Source organism: Paenibacillus sp. FSL H7-0735 (genome assembly GCF_038008505.1).
GTDB classification, from domain to species: domain Bacteria; phylum Bacillota; class Bacilli; order Paenibacillales; family Paenibacillaceae; genus Paenibacillus_AQ; species Paenibacillus_AQ odorifer.
The window spans coordinates 2,805,070-2,820,545 of sequence record NZ_JBBOZH010000001.1 but is presented as its reverse complement, the minus strand read 5'-3'; the positions used below and the strand labels follow the sequence as shown (position 1 = coordinate 2,820,545).

Below are 15,476 nucleotides of genomic sequence, written 5' to 3'. Positions count from 1 at the left end.
ATAACCAGAGACCCTTGCTAAGGGTCTCTTTTTGTGCTTTTTTTGGACCCTGCTGGCAGTAGATTGGCCTTTGACACTAAGGCTCCCTCATTTCTCACACTACGAGACAAAGGAGAGATGTACGTGCAAAAGGTAAAGTACTTCACGGATATTAACAAAATAGCTATGTTGTCTGAGCTGGAAAAAGAGAATCTGAAAGAAATTACAGACAAATTTGTTTTTCGTGTAAATGACTACTATCTGTCTTTGATTAACTGGGATGATCCAGATGATCCCATCCGTAAGCTGGTTATTCCTAACGAAGGTGAACTGCTGGAGTATGGGCGCTGGGACGCCTCCGATGAGGACACGAATTATGTGGTACCTGGTTGTCAGCACAAGTATAGAACCACTGCACTACTGATTGTATCCGAGGTCTGCGGGGCTTATTGCCGCTACTGTTTCCGTAAGCGTCTGTTCCGAAATGACGTGAAAGAGGCGATGGCTGATGTCTCTCCGGGCTTGGAGTATATCGCAAAGAATCCGGAGATTAACAACGTACTTCTTACGGGCGGGGACAGTTTAATTCTCTCCACACCGAAGCTAAGATCCATTATTGAAAATCTAAGAAGCATTGAGCATGTTAAGATCATTAGACTAGGTTCCAAAATTCCCGTATTTAATCCGATGCGGATCTCTGAAGACGAAGAGCTGCTGGAGCTGATTCGTACTTACTCTACCGAAGACAAACGAATCTATGTTATGGCGCACATCAATCATCCTCGTGAAATCACACCTGAAGCCAAAAAAGCATTTAAAGCTCTCCACAACGCAGGGGCAATTGTCGTAAATCAGACTCCCATCCTCAAAGGCATCAACGATGATCCCATTATTTTAGGGGAACTACTGGACCGACTTTCATGGGCTGGCGTTACACCCTACTACTTCTTTGTGAACCGGCCCGTTGCCGGAAACCGGGATTTCGTATTACCGCTCGAGCAAGTCTATCAAATTGTAGAAGAAGCCAAAGCTAGAACCTCAGGACTTGGCAAAAGAGTACGCTTATCCATGAGCCACACCTCAGGAAAAATAGAAATTCTCGCCATTGATAACGGGAAAGCCTATCTCAAATACCATCAATCCAGAGATCAGGAATACGGAAAATTCATGATTCTAGATTGTCCAAAGGACGCCGAATGGTTCGATGACCTGCCTGGGAATGAGCAATATTGGACCCCACCTGTGAAAAAAAACGATGCTATTATTTCTGTTAATGATTTATCAGAGCCTGCGGATTTAATCTGTAAATAAATTAATCGGCTCTGTCAGACTCTGTCATAGGATATTTCTTCATCACCAACAACAAAACTCCTCCCTCCCAAAATTAGCCCGAAAAAATCTATGATATAATCACGCTGTAACACGAAATGGACTAATGGGTGGGAATGCACACATGAAATTGGAACGATTGATTTCTATGATCTACAAGCTATTGAACCACGAAGTTTTATCTGCCTCCAAGCTGGCTGAAGAGTTTCAGGTTTCCCAGCGAACAATCTATAGGGATATCGATGTGATTTGTGCCGCTGGCATCCCGGTCGTATCGTATCAGGGTACTAAAGGTGGATATGGCATTATGGACGGATATAAAATGGATAAAAGCCTGCTCCGTTCGTATGATGTCACTTCTCTGATTACTGTACTTAACAGTCTCTCTTCCGTGTTTGAAGATGAGCATACGCAAGGAACCATTGAACGGCTGCAAACGATAGGAACGGAGCCACAAACTTCTAGTCTCGCGGTGGATCTTGAAACCCGGCGTACGGATCCTGACGCACTTCCTCTTTTACGTGCGGCTATAGCGGAACGAAATGTTGTCCGTTTTGATTACATCAGTGTAAAAAATGAACGTACAACCCGTGAAATGGAACCAGTAAAGCTTCATTTTAAATATAGCAACTGGTACATCTATGGTTATTGCCGGGCACGGCAGGATTATCGGGAGTTTCGTCTTTCCCGGATGCTGAATTTGTTCCTGACGCAGGATACCTTTCAATCACAACATGAAGTACCCAAAGAGGCTGGCTGTTCAAACAGGGTAGATCAGGTGGAGGAAATAGTAATCCGGGTGGGCCCTGAGGCTTTGGCAGAAGCTTTGGATCAGTTTCATCAAGTCGACAAGGAATTTCATTCTGATAAAAGCATGACGATGCGAATTCCTGTGTATAAGCCATTGGAAGCTCGTTGGCTTTGGTCCATTCTGCTGAGTTTCGGCAGCGGGGCCGAAGTCCTCGAACCCCCTGCATTGCGAGGTATTTTAAAAGAGCAGCTTCAAAACACACTCAAACTTTATGAAGAAGTATGACAGTCTGATGTCATACTTCTTCTTTTATATTAACAACAGTAACAAAAACAAATCCATGACAATTCAAAAGGAGACCATACGAATGACAAATTATCCAGTAGAAATGTTTAAATACCACACTTGGGCAAACCAAACTATCCTGGGGAGAATCAAGGAACTCCCATCCTCTGTGCTAAGTCAAGAAGTGAACAGCTCGTTTCCCACCATCGCTCATGCCCTTAGCCATATCTATGCGGTTGATACGATGTGGTATCTTGTTTTAACAGGCACTGCTATGCCTGAGGCTTTTCAACAAAGTATCCCGCTAAATTTGAGCATTCTAGATTCTGTGGATGAGTACGTAAATATCTTTGCACAGCTATCGGAACAATACAAAGAATGGTTACACCACCAATCCGATTTGGAGCAAACCATTCTGCTTGACAATCCATTCGCCGGAATCCGCCAAACACGCCTATCAGAAATTGTGTTGCAAGTCGTCAATCACGGGACTTATCATAGAGGCAATATCTCTAATATGTTACGTCAGTTAGGCCACGCTTCCACCATGAATGACTATTCCCTTTTTTGGTATCAGGTACCTGCGGAAGCTATTTAATCTCTAATGGGCAATGTGCTCCACTCCATACCTAGAAAGGAAATTGTATTTTAATTATGGAGATTGAAAATCTAATTACAGTAAAATCGAGGGAAGATTTAAGAGTTTGGCTGCAGGAGAATTGTAAGACTGAAAAATCTTGTTGGGTACTCGTTAGTATGAAGCCAAACCCAGAAACGTTGCTATATTTGGACGTAGTTGAGGAATGTTTGTGTTTTGGATGGATCGATGGAGTGAAAAAGAAAATTTCGGAAACAGAGCTGGCGCAAAGACTCTCTCCCCGAAGTAAAAAAAGCTCTTGGACTGAATTGAACAAAGAACGGGTCCGCCGCCTCGAAAAGCTGGGGTTAATGAGTGCTGAAGGAAAACGGATACTTCCTGATATGAACCCTGATTCTTTTATAGTAGATAAGATTATAGAGCAAAGGCTAAAAGAGGACAGGCAAGTATATGAGAATTTCCGGGCCTTTCCCCCCCTTTATAAAAGAGTTCGGATCGACACGATCCAAAGCAATAAACATCAGCCAGATTTATTTAAGAGTAAATTAGACAAATTCATAACAAACACTAAAGAAAATAAAATGTACGGGCAATGGCATGATAATGGACGTCTGCTCGATTATTAAGCTGCGCTAGATGCATGATCTCCTGCTGAGGCTTTCGGACTCCAATGACGCTATTTACTAATTTATCGCCTCTTCAGCAATCCATCGGACTCCAGCGCAGCTATTCCTTAGAAACTGGCTCTTATAAGGCGTTTTTTTCGCCAATAGGGGCTATGCGGTCCGATAATACTCCAAATGACGGATTTTCCTGCATTTAAGGTCTGCTGAGTCCGATACGCCGAAGAATGATCATTTGCTGGACTCCTGAGTCCGACACCGCCGAAGCATGGTCATTCACTGGTCTGCTGAGTCCGATACCGCCGAAGCATGGTCATTCACTGGTCTGCTGAGTCCGATACCGCCGAAGCATGGTCATTTGCTGGGTCAACTGCTATTGCTATTGCTATTGCTATTGCTATTGCTACTGCTACCACTACTGCTACCGCTACTGCTGCCGATACCATGATCTCCTGCTGAGGCTTCCGGACTCCAATGACGCTATTTACTAATTTATCGCCTTTTCAGCAACTCATCGGACTCCAGCGCAGCTATTCCTTAGAAACTGGCTCTTATAAGGCGTTTTTTTCGCCAATAGGGGCTATGCGGTCCGATAATACTCCAAATGGCGGATTTTCCTGCATTTAAGGTCCGCTGAGTCCGATACCGCCGAAGTATGATCATTTGCTGGACTCCTGAGTCCGACACCGCCGAAGTATGATCATTCACTGGTCTGCTGAGTCCGATACCGCCGAAGCATGGTCATTCGCTGGACTACTGAGTCCGATACCGCCGAAGCATAGTCATTCGCTGGGTCAACTGCTATTGCTATTGCTACTGCTACTGCTACTGCTGCTGACACCATGATCTCCTGCTGAGGCTTTCGGACTCCAATGATGCTATTTACTAATTTATCGCCTTTTCAGCAATCCATCGGACTCCAGTGCAGCTATTTCTTAGAAACAGGCTCTTATAAGGCGTTTTTTTCGCCAATAGGAGCTGTGCGGTCCGATAATACTCCAAATGGCGGATTTTCCTGCATTTAAGGTCCGCTGAGTCCGATACGCCGAAGCATAGTCTTTCGCTGTCTGATGCTACCGTATCCTAATCATCTGCGGATCAAACACCATCGACTCATGATCATCTGTTATTCCGAAAGTGTTAAGTACGCGTGAATGGGATCGGTTCAAACGTTCAGACGAAGTTTAGAGTTGAGAGCAGTGGTTGGTTTAAGTTCAAAAAAGGAGGTGTCCTAGCCATTTTCATGGCTTTTGGACACCTCTTTTTTTTTGATTATAGCCCCTCAGCCAGAATCCGTTTCAGGAACATCCCTGTGTAGGATTCCCGCACTTCAGCAACCTGCTCCGGTGTACCTTCAGCTACAAGCTTACCGCCCACAACGCCACCTTCAGGGCCAATGTCAATCACCCAGTCGGACTCCCGAATCAACTCTAAGCTGTGCTCCACAACCACGACCGTATTTCCCGTATCAACCAATTTGCTCAATAAGGTATGGAGCTGCCTGATGTCTGACGGATGAAGGCCTGTTGTTGGTTCGTCGAGCAGATAGAGCGTATGGTTTTTGGAAGGTTTGCTCAACTCTTTAGCCAGTCTAATCCGTTGCCCTTCACCACCGGATAAGGTTTTGACAGATTGTCCCCATTTAAGGTAACCAAGACCCACCTCACACAACGTCTCGATTATCCCCGCCATTTTGGCTTCCGACTTAAGAATTGGTAAGCTTTCCTGCACGGACATGTCCAGCAGATCCGAGATGGAATATCCATCATATTTCACCTGGAGAACCTCATCCGTAAATCTTCTCCCCTTGCAAACGTGGCATTTAACCTCCAAATCGGGTAAGAAATTCATGTCTACAGTCAGCACCCCAAGACCCTGACAGGTTTCGCAGCGTCCACCCGGTGTGTTAAAGGAAAAATGCTTGGAGGTCAGTTTTCTTTTTTTCGCCTCCGGCAATGCAGCAAACAGCTGGCGCAGATGTGTGAAAACATCTGTATATGTCGCTACATTAGAACGCAACATCCTCCCCATGGGCGATTGGTCAAAAATCACTATATTTCCAACCTGATCTAAGCCTGCAATCTCCGCACAGCCTGTTTGCTCATGTTCTTTCGCACTACCTTGCGCAAGAATATCAAAGACTAGCGTCGACTTGCCTGAACCCGAAACCCCAGTTACAGAAACTAGACAACCTAGAGGAAATGAAACCTCCGGGATATCAATATTCCGGTATTGAGCCTGTCGGATGGTGATCTGTTTTCCGTCACCTTTCCGGCGAACATATGCAGCAGTCTTATGACGCTCTTCTCTAAGATAGACTCCCGTAACGGAAGTCTCGCTTGCCATCAAGTCCTCAATGCTGCCCTCGCCAACAACTTGCCCGCCGTCCAGACCAGCACCCGGACCCATATCAATAATATGATCGGCAGCGCGCATCATCTCAATATCATGCTCGATAACGAGCACCGTATTCCCCAAATCGCGTAACTCCTGAAGCACACGAATGAGGCCAACAGTATCCCGCGGATGAAGCCCGGTCGTCGGTTCATCTAGAATGTATAACACTCCAGTCAGACCTGACCCCAGCAATGAGGCAAGGCGCAGCCGCTGTGCCTCTCCACCAGATAAGGAGACCGTCTGACGGTTCATAGAAAGATAACCTAGACCAACATCGATAATCCTTTTTAGTCGGGTAGGCATATCGTGAAGGATGGGTTCAAGCAGATGAAGTCCCTCGGCGGGCAAAGCCGCCTCTAAGCCTTTCGTCCACTCGTAAACATCGCTTAATGACCAATCCGATACCTCCGTAATCGATACGCCAGCTACCCGTACGAGACGAACTTCGTTTTTTAAACGAGCGCCAAGACATTCCGGGCATTGCTGCTCATGAAAAAATCCGCCGTCTTTTTCCTGTGTACCAGCTTCTCCTTCCTTCTCCTTGTAACGCCGCCACAAACCAGGAATGACGCCTTCAAATTTGGTGCCTTGAATCGGCTTAACATTGGGAAAATGGCGCTTAAACGCCTCACTTTCCACTCCGTAATACAACAAGTCGCGCTGAATTTCACCGTAATCTTTTAAGGGCTGATCCGGGTCAAACTCAAAGCCAAAATGCTTGCCAGCGGCCAATAATATACGCATCTGTATATCACGATGAACACCATTCAGCGAGGCAACCCCACCCTCACGCATACTAAGCTCTGGATTAAACACCGCCGCTTCATTTATAGTTGCCACAGATCCAACACCACCGCAGGCTTCACAAGCTCCCTCCGGTTTATTAAAAGAGAAGTGGGACATGCCCAGCTTCTCAAGCTCTGCTCCGCAATGTGGACAACCCATCGTCTGACCATCCATTTCCTCGTCTTCCTCGATCAGCAATCCCCTCGCTTCAAAAAAAGGTGGGATGCTGCCACTACAGGAAGGGCAAACCCGCTCGCCTAATCTGGAAAAGATAAAACGGACAAACGTATAGATGTCAGTGACAGTCCCGACTGTCGAACGGGGATTACGATTGGTGACATGTTGTCCAACACTAATGGACGGAGATAGTCCAATAATAGACTCCACCTTTGGTTTACTGATCGTATCTGACGTCATGCCCATGGAATCCAAATACTGTCTTTGGCATTCCCGCTGTAGTGTATCCATAGCTAGCGTCGATTTGCCTGATCCCGAAGGTCCTGTCAGGACAACTAGCTTATACTTAGGAATCGTGAGCGAGACATTTTTCAGATTATTCTCTCTTGCACCTTTAATAACAATAGTCTCTTTCACATCTATTCCCCTCTCATTTCAACCCACTGGTTTGTAGTTATATCTTCTATCCATATGGTTGCCCAAAGTTGTTGTATTGCAATTATTTTGCAAAACATTTCTAATTTCGATAGAATGTATTTGATAAATCACAAAATTTTCAAATAACTTTATAATCTAATATCTTGACTATCAAGATATAATTATTTTAAAAGGAGCGTTATCTTTTGTCAAGCCACGAACAACCTACACCAGAGCAGGAACAATTCACCTTGCTTATGCGCAGTTTGGGAAACCGAACGGTATTGTACCAACAAAATGTAGCCGCCTCACTTGGGTTATACAATAATGATTTCTTATCTATAGATATTCTACGGGAGAAAGGTCCGATCACTGCCGGAGAACTGTCTAAATTAACCGGTCTGACCACCGGAAGTGTTACAGCATTAATAGACCGGCTCGAAAAAAATGGCTATGTCCGCAGACAAAATGACCCGAATGACCGCCGTAAAGTGATTATTGTGCCATTATATGAGAATAAAGATGATGTCATTAATACGTACCAACCGCTCCATACCGCCATGGTTAAGCTCGCAGCTTCTTATACGGATGAAGAGCTCGCCCTTATTTCGCAGTTTTTAGGCAAAGCAAGTGCGGTTCTAGAAGAGCAGATTGATCATCTTGGATCCACTGCGCGCGGCAAATCTTCTTCCTAAGATACGTATTTATACAAAAAAGGACGATATCCAAAAGTCATACGACTCTCTGGATACCGTCCTTTTTCATTTATTTTCTAATACCAATCGTTACAATTTCGCATGGACCGATCTGTAAGTCAAAGCTTCCTTTCTCTTTCTCATCACTAGAGACTGGGTGGCTCGCCTCTTCTAGGATCGTCGTTTTATAGAAATACTGCTGTGGAATACTTGAACGGAAGGACAGGTTTGTGTTCTGCTGACTCATGTTATACCAACGCAGCAGCAAGTCTCCAGTCTGCTTGTTCATTTTTAGTGAAGAAAATGCAAGTTCCTTACTCTCCCAATCGAATGGAGTATACACCGGCGCAACCACGCCTGCATGTACATCTGTCTGACATACAATCCACGGAACCTGGAATTGGTAAGCTTCAGCATAAGCACCAGAAGTTATACCCTCACCTGTGTGTGGGATTAGCTCCATACGAACAATGTGCTCTCCAAGACACTGCGCTTCTGGAGTAGGGAATAGCCCCCAGTCACCAAGTTCACCAACAGAACGTAGCAGTGTAATCGCAATAGTGTTACGCCCATCTCGCAGCACTTCATATTCATTTAATCCAAAATTAGCGACGGTTAGACCCGCCTTCCCATCACTAATATCAACAAAGGCTTGCTGATGTTGCGTGTTACTCGGATTCTTCCATTCTGTAGCTGGTTCAATATTCCGCTCAGCAACCTCGAACATCGAATCTACACGATGCGTGACAGCATTCAGATCTGTCGGAAACAGTATACGAATCCGGTGATCTTTGGCCTGGTTATCTATTGTCGTTTCGATATGCAATCCCTTTCCGCCCCGCTCCAAGGTGATTACAGTACGAAGTTTTAGAATGACTGTGTCACTACTGCGCTGAGCTTTGCGCTCCGGATAGTAAACCAGTGCACGCTGCTCCTCATCCAGTTTATCATCTGCCGAAGCTGGAATCTCCCAGTCATGCTTAATTTCTATAGTGGCGCGAAACGATGTATTTTCCAGTACACAAATATTAGCCTTTAGTCCTTTAGTCGTCAGAGCTTGTTCGGCCTCTGGCTGTTTGTACATATATTCATTGCCGATATCCCCGGTGTTTTCATATACGCCAAGATCTTGATAGGTCACGCCACTAGTTTTGTCACTTAGCATAAACGAACCATCATCATTAATAACTACCTTGATAACGTCATTTTCCAGCACCCGATCTCCTTGTAGCAAAGATTCAGCGGCTATTGGCAGTTTTGCATATGCTCGGCGAACCCAAGCATATGAACGAAGACCTAGCGCAGGAACTTCTACGGCTTCAAAGGTAAGTCTTACCCGGCGGCACATATACGGCTGACGGAACTTGTCATCTGGCAAATCATAACCAAACTGAAGACCTAAGTCCTCCATCTGACAGGCAATATCATTCCCTTGATCGTCTACTAACACACGACCGTGCAAGTCAATTCCGGTCATACGGCTAGCCGTTTCTTCCAGAGAGAACCCTTCTCGCAAATATAGACGCGCCACATCAAGTTCTACGCTCACAGTACCCGTGCGACTCCAACCCGTCATATTCATCGCAACTAGTGGAAGCACGTCTTCACCATATGCTGTAAACCCGGTCGTATCCACAGCTTCTGCAATCTCTCGTTTACTACCCTCAACAATGGTATCTGCCATATGACGGCTTTTGTCAAAACGGGTGACCATCTCACGGTGTACCTCATCCACGCTGCATCCACAAATACTATCATGCGGATGATTCTGCATTAATGTCTTCCATGCATAGGTGAACAGATGATGGGGGTACTCTTTGCCCAGTAAATGTGCGAACGAAGCAAGTGGCTCGGCCACCTTTTCAAGCAAGATTTGCCCTTCCTGATTCATCTGTTTCAAATAGACACGCGCAGACGCGGTATTCACTAACGTACCCCATCCATCAGTATGCTGGCTCCGCAGTTCGCCCTTTACAGTCGACAGATTGCTGCGATCCATTACACCCTCTACGGCCTTAAGGTAATCAGGAAAGTTCGAATGAATGAACTCTATATCTGGATACAACCGCTTCGCAGTTTCGATAGCCTCTGGCAAATCCAGTTGAGCCGGCTGATGATCGCAACCATTCATGAACAGCAGCTCACCTGTGGAGGCAAACTTCCGCGCATCTGCCAGCTTTTTCTCCCAGAACACTTTGGCTTCTGCTTCATTTACAGGCACTTCATTTCCGTTAGAATACCAATTGGCAAATAGGATGCCGAGCACTTTTGATCCGTCAGGACCTTCCCAAATCAGCTCCGAGAATGAGGATTCGTAACCTCCATCTGACACCGTATTATTGAATCCAGTGGGCTTCACACCTCTTCCAAAAAAGGCATTATTGATGCCGGATTGCCGCATTAATTGTGGAGTCTGGCCGACTAGACCAAAGGTGTCCGGAAAATAACCGATTTTGGAGGGTTCCCCGTAACGCTTCGAATCCTGATGGCCAATCTGCATATTACGAACATTGGCCTCCCCACTAGTAAGGAACGCATCTTGCAAAATATACCAAGGTCCTATTAGAAGGCGACCTTCCGTAATATATTTCTGTAGCCGCTCTTGATTTTCGGGACGTACCTGAAGATAATCATCCAGAATAATCGTCTGTCCATCCAGATAGAAACTCTTAAATTCGTTATCCTCATCCAACCGGTTCAGTAATTCATCAACCAGTTTTACTAAGCGTACATGATGTTTCTCATAGGGAAGATACCATTCCCGATCCCAGTGTGTATGGGAAATGATATGGGCAGTCTGAGGTTTAATAGATTGATTTGAACTTTCCAAAGTGAAGACCTCCTTATATGCAATGCGTTCTCTCTACCAAGATGCTTAATGTAGAAGATGTGGTTAATTTACATGGATCTCGACTTCCTGCGGGCGATAAACACCAAGCAAGTCTCCTTTACTATCCGTAGCAAAGAGAACAGAACGTTCCTGTTCTAACACGAACGAATAGGTTCGGCCAGTGGCTGAATCCTTCACCTCGATCTTTGCATCTTGGGCATATTCCGACACGAAGGTAAAAAGCGCACCCGTAGCAAAGCTCAATTTCCGTCCGTAGATACCCGCTAAGTCCCCACCACTAATCCATTCAAAATCACATTCCACAAAAGCAGCATTAACCGCGTAGCGGTAAAGTGCAGCCGTAGTATCCCTACGCTCACTCAATTCAACTGGCAGTGGGCTCCATAGGAGTCGACCCTTGCCAAGCGGAAGGTTCACGACAGTCTCTATAGTTGAACTTCCACCAGTTTCTTGAATGATCGTTTCCTTTGTCACCTCAGCTATCCGGCGGTGGCCGAAAGAGACAGGCAGGACTTGACCTTGAAGCATAAGCACTTCTTCGCGGCGCACATTACGCAATTCACGTTTGCCAAGGATATCACTCAACCGATCCGAAGAACGCCAATAGGCATCAATGCCTAACGGTCCAGTGGCAAGCAATACCGCTCCTGTCTCTTCAACAATGTGTAACAACCGTTCCATTGCTGCATCAGCGAAGTTATGCGCGCTTGGCAGTATAATCAGTTTCGCAGGGTTCTTCTCCAAATCATCTAGATGGTATTCGGAAGCCCCCCGAAAAGACATCTTGAGCTCATAAGACAGAATGCGGGTAAGCTCTGTTGTAGCAGCAAAAGCCAACTTCCGATTAGAGAAATCATTCGAATAAGGGAACACCACCGCAATCTCTTCCAATTTCCGATCACCAAATATATCACGGATACCTTCTATAAACTTCCCGAAATCATAAGATACGCCTGCCTCAGGCTTCTCGGTTCCATCTGCTCTCAGTGCTCCGATATGGGACTCATTCGCATTATCCATATAGAAATTCGTATTCCAGATCCAGTGAACAGCCCCCGCACCTGCCGTTCCAAAAGCGTAAGCATACTTGCGTTCCAGCAAATTCTGCAGCTCTTGTTCTGAACGTTTGGCTCGGCCATCTGGAGTTTCTACATACATGACGCCAGTCTCCTGAATTAGGTTTGGCTTATTAGGCGTCTTGGCAAAGATGCCATCCCACACCAGATAATCATTAAACCACCAGGAATGAACAGTGGTGTAATCCACCGCCTCCTCGTAGAAGAACGGCGAAGGTCGCTGCGCTCCTAGTCCCTCATCCTGACCAACCGTAACCATCTGAGCTGGACATTGCTCCTTAATGGCGTCGTATAATTGTTTCACCCAACGGTTATGCATCTCCATAGAGAACAAACAATAATCCAACCAGCGTGTTCCCCTCTTAGCACTGTGCATGTCTTGTACGTCGAAGTTAATCTCTTTTGCTTCTGGCAGCCCTGCAGATGCAAAGTTCGGAAGCTGTGCAGGTGTCATATTCCAGCGTTCCTGCAGCACGTCGATTACACCATGTCTTTCTTGTAGCCATTCCATAAAGGCTTGTCGCTCAAAACGATCATGGCATGAACTCGGGCCGTCCGAAAAAATACGTGCCGGATCAAACATCGACGGTTCATTAATAAGATCCCAATCTACATTCGAAGAATCTTTATGACGAGATACAATAGACCAAATGAACCGCTTCTGAGCTTCCACACTTTGTGGGTCCAGATAAGGATTTACCCCTCCCCACGTTTCCGGTGTGAAGGAGAAGAACGTGAAAGTCACTTGAAGATCATGCTTCTTCGCCGTCATGATGAAGGCGTCGATCGCCCGCAATACTTCTTCCGAGACATGTCCATCGTCTTGCATCACATTGCGATAAGCTGTCCAGATCCCTGTACGGATCCAGTTAATCCCGGCCTTCCGCATCTGGCCCATATCACGGTCCCAAACTCCCACGTTCGGTAGAAATAGAAATTTCCGCGCCACATCACTCGCCATATAAGTCATGCCGACCACTGGTAGCGGACGCCCATCTTTTATAAAATAATCTCTGCCGCTCGTTACCGGATTGCCTGCTGCCAGCAGCTCAGGAGCATGACCCCAGAACCCTTGGCGCAGAATGCGAACCTCACCATCACTGGCTTCTGCTTCACAGACAATCTGGTAGAGGCCCCTACTTATCTCCAAAGGAATAGGCAGACGCACCATGTTTAGTTCAGCATTCGCCTTCATTTTCAAACTCTGAGACCACTTCAAAGAGGTATCTGATTCATGCTCTACATGAATTGTGAAATTCCATGTATCTTCATTACGCATAGAAGGTCTCACTCGTTCAAGCTGCTGAATCTGAAGGGTTAGGGAAGCACGTTCTCCTAATTCATAAGACGCGTAATTGGGCTTAACCCACATTTCCGTTACACCCTTGCTGCAGAAACGAGCCCAATTGGATATCGCGAAAGGACCTTTTTGCTCCCAAAAAGAAGCTGTTGCAGGTGTATTTACGAACAGCCAGCGTGAGCCTGCAAATAAACCGCTCGTATTCTCCCAAAGAACTACTGGCGCAGAAATTTCCCGACCCTCGAGTGTAACTCCTTTTAATAGCGAGTAAATCCGTGTGCTCATCGGACCTGCAGAGCCCATTTGATGTGGTAAATCACTCGTCTTTGTCGTATGTGGCACGAGGTTCCATGTATTCGCACTCGTTAGAAAAAGAGATTCTTGACCCTTAAGCAGAGGAATGACATCCGAGGCAAGCAATGAATGGTTGCGTGAGCATTCAACATGAAGTGCCTCATGAATATACAGCTCCTGATGATAGGAAGTCTGCTCCGCTTCCACATGCCATTGGCCATTTTCCCAACGAACAGGTTGTTTGAAGGGTGCGCCTCCAATGCTAATCAGCCCGCCACCTCTTTGCAGGTATTCAAGAATGGCTATCCAGGCCGTTTTCGGGAAATAGGGTGCATGCAGATTGATGAAACAGCCGCCTTCCGTTTCGCGAAGCGTTTCTGCAAGCTGATTCTCATTTACAATAGATCCGAACTCACTCATGGATGTAATCGCATCGCTAGGAATGGGACTGGAAATTGGAAAATCAGAATCATAAAATATGATTACAGGTCTGCTCGGGCTGCTCATAGTAGTCCTTCCTTCATCGTTTTATAGACAAGTTGGGAGAACAGGCTATTGGACCAGGCGAACCATTTTCTAGTGAAAGTATTCGGATCATCAACATGGAATCCCTCATGCATAAAGCCAGTATCCGCATCTGTAGCTTCTAACATCGCAAGCATCTCCAGCTTTTCTTCCTTAGTGGAAGCCGTCAAACCTTGCATAGATAATGCCATATGCCAGATGTAGTCTTTGGGAGTATGCGGACTGCCGATTCCCTTCGCTGCGGTTCCTTCAAAATAAAAAGGATTCTCCTTGCTCAGAGCAAATCGTCTCGTATTCTGATAAATTTCATCCTCTGCGGTAACATAACCGAGATAAGGAATCGACATGAGTCCTGGTGTTCCCGCATCATCCATCAAGCAGTAGTTGCCATAACCATCGGTCTCGTAGGCGTAGATTGGACCGAATTTCGGATGACGATAAATACCATACAATTGAATTCCGTGATCAATCTCAGCTTCTAATGCTTTAAGCTGTTCCAGAAATTCAAGATCACGGAATACCCATTCAGCGAATTCCTGCATATGACGTAATGCAACAACAGCGAACATATTCCCCGGAATGTTGTAATGGAAGTCGCAAGCATCATCGCTCGAGCGGAACCCGGACCAGACCATGCCCGTGTAATTAACAGGCATACCCAGGCCGTTATTACGCAGTGTATCTTCAGGAATCCCATTCTTACGCGTAAAGCGGTATGGAGATAATTCACTATGGCGCTGTTCAGTTTTGAACAGGTTGAATATTTTGACCATTGCTGCCTTAAATCCGGCGTCGAATATATCAGCCTTTCCGGTTTCTTTCCAATAGGCATAAGCCAGACGCATGGAAAAACAAAGAGAATCGATCTCGAATTTACGTTCCCACACCCAGGGGGACATTTCCGTAATATCGCTAGTGCTCCAATGCCAATCATTCGCCGTCTCATTAAACGCATTGGCGTACGGATCGATATGAATATACTCGATATGACGTTTAATTAACCCGCCAATAATCCGCTGAAGATCGGGATCGTTTTTAGCAAAGGGCACGTAGTGCATAACCTGCTCCACAGAGTCTCGCAACCAAGAAGCCGGGATATCTCCTGTAATCACAAACGTTGTTCCATCATCCATAAGCTTAGTCGTTGTCTCAAGCGTATTAGGGAAACAATTCTTAAAGAGCTGCAATAGCTTCGGCCGATGAGCTAACTTCTCCTCTGCTTCGTTTAATACTTCTTGAACCGCTTGAGGAAGCGTCAGCTTCGGCATAGAGATGGTGGGAAGTCGGAATTGTTCCATATTCTCACTCCTTCATAATAAATGGGGATAGATAGAGAGACGGGCAGCATAGCTGCCCGTCTCCACTAATCCTATTTGTGTTACCTTTAGTGATT

At 45.8% G+C, this 15,476-nt stretch carries 11 protein-coding genes; 7 read left to right on the top strand and 4 right to left on the bottom strand.

Going from position 1 to position 15,476, the window contains the following annotated elements; all coding sequences use genetic code 11:
* Positions 1-117 precede the first annotated feature (117 nt).
* The 6 genes from NSS82_RS12625 to NSS82_RS12600 all read left to right on the top strand — a co-directional run bounded on the left by NSS82_RS12625 (position 118) and on the right by NSS82_RS12600 (position 4,411).
* Complete coding sequence (locus NSS82_RS12625) at positions 118-1,290, top strand: KamA family radical SAM protein (protein ID WP_370510928.1); 1,173 nt, start codon at positions 118-120, stop codon at positions 1,288-1,290.
* Between the two features lie 142 nt (positions 1,291-1,432).
* The gene (locus tag NSS82_RS12620) at positions 1,433-2,344 is read left to right on the top strand and encodes a helix-turn-helix transcriptional regulator (RefSeq protein WP_076100790.1); all 912 of its coding nucleotides are present in this window, start codon (positions 1,433-1,435) and stop codon (positions 2,342-2,344) included.
* Positions 2,345-2,426: 82 nt separating this feature from the next.
* Positions 2,427-2,942: a DinB family protein gene (locus NSS82_RS12615; protein ID WP_076105369.1), complete on the top strand. Its 516-nt coding sequence runs from the start codon at positions 2,427-2,429 to the stop codon at positions 2,940-2,942.
* Positions 2,943-2,998: 56 nt separating this feature from the next.
* The gene (locus NSS82_RS12610; RefSeq protein ID WP_076100793.1) at positions 2,999-3,568 is read left to right on the top strand and encodes a YdeI/OmpD-associated family protein; all 570 of its coding nucleotides are present in this window, start codon (positions 2,999-3,001) and stop codon (positions 3,566-3,568) included.
* A 306-nt stretch (positions 3,569-3,874) separates the two neighbouring features.
* A complete protein-coding gene (locus NSS82_RS12605; protein ID WP_178944240.1) occupies positions 3,875-4,024 on the top strand; it encodes a hypothetical protein in 150 nt (49 codons plus the stop codon).
* 237 nt (positions 4,025-4,261) lie between these two features.
* Positions 4,262-4,411: a hypothetical protein gene (locus NSS82_RS12600; protein ID WP_340960404.1), complete on the top strand. Its 150-nt coding sequence runs from the start codon at positions 4,262-4,264 to the stop codon at positions 4,409-4,411.
* Between the two features lie 426 nt (positions 4,412-4,837).
* Here the strand turns inward: NSS82_RS12600 and uvrA are convergent, their stop codons facing one another.
* On the bottom strand, positions 4,838-7,342 hold the full coding sequence (uvrA, locus tag NSS82_RS12595) for an excinuclease ABC subunit UvrA (protein ID WP_076272619.1): 2,505 nt from the start codon (positions 7,340-7,342) through the stop codon (positions 4,838-4,840).
* Between the two features lie 206 nt (positions 7,343-7,548).
* Here uvrA and NSS82_RS12590 point away from each other — a divergent pair, with 206 nt between their 5' ends.
* Entirely contained in the window at positions 7,549-8,037 is a 489-nt protein-coding gene (locus tag NSS82_RS12590; RefSeq protein WP_038569967.1) for a MarR family winged helix-turn-helix transcriptional regulator, read from the top strand.
* Between the two features lie 70 nt (positions 8,038-8,107).
* Here the strand turns inward: NSS82_RS12590 and NSS82_RS12585 are convergent, their stop codons facing one another.
* The 3 genes from NSS82_RS12585 to NSS82_RS12575 all read right to left on the bottom strand — a co-directional run bounded on the left by NSS82_RS12585 (position 8,108) and on the right by NSS82_RS12575 (position 15,381).
* Entirely contained in the window at positions 8,108-10,867 is a 2,760-nt protein-coding gene (locus NSS82_RS12585) for an alpha-mannosidase (RefSeq protein WP_076272620.1), read from the bottom strand.
* A 63-nt stretch (positions 10,868-10,930) separates the two neighbouring features.
* Positions 10,931-14,065 carry a beta-galactosidase gene (locus tag NSS82_RS12580; RefSeq protein WP_076272621.1) on the bottom strand — a complete coding sequence of 1,045 codons (3,135 nt, stop codon included), beginning with the start codon at positions 14,063-14,065 and terminating at the stop codon, positions 10,931-10,933.
* Complete coding sequence (locus tag NSS82_RS12575) at positions 14,062-15,381, bottom strand: glycoside hydrolase family 125 protein (protein WP_076272622.1); 1,320 nt, start codon at positions 15,379-15,381, stop codon at positions 14,062-14,064. The genes NSS82_RS12580 and NSS82_RS12575 overlap by 4 nt, the downstream gene beginning before the upstream one ends.
* Positions 15,382-15,476 lie beyond the last annotated feature (95 nt).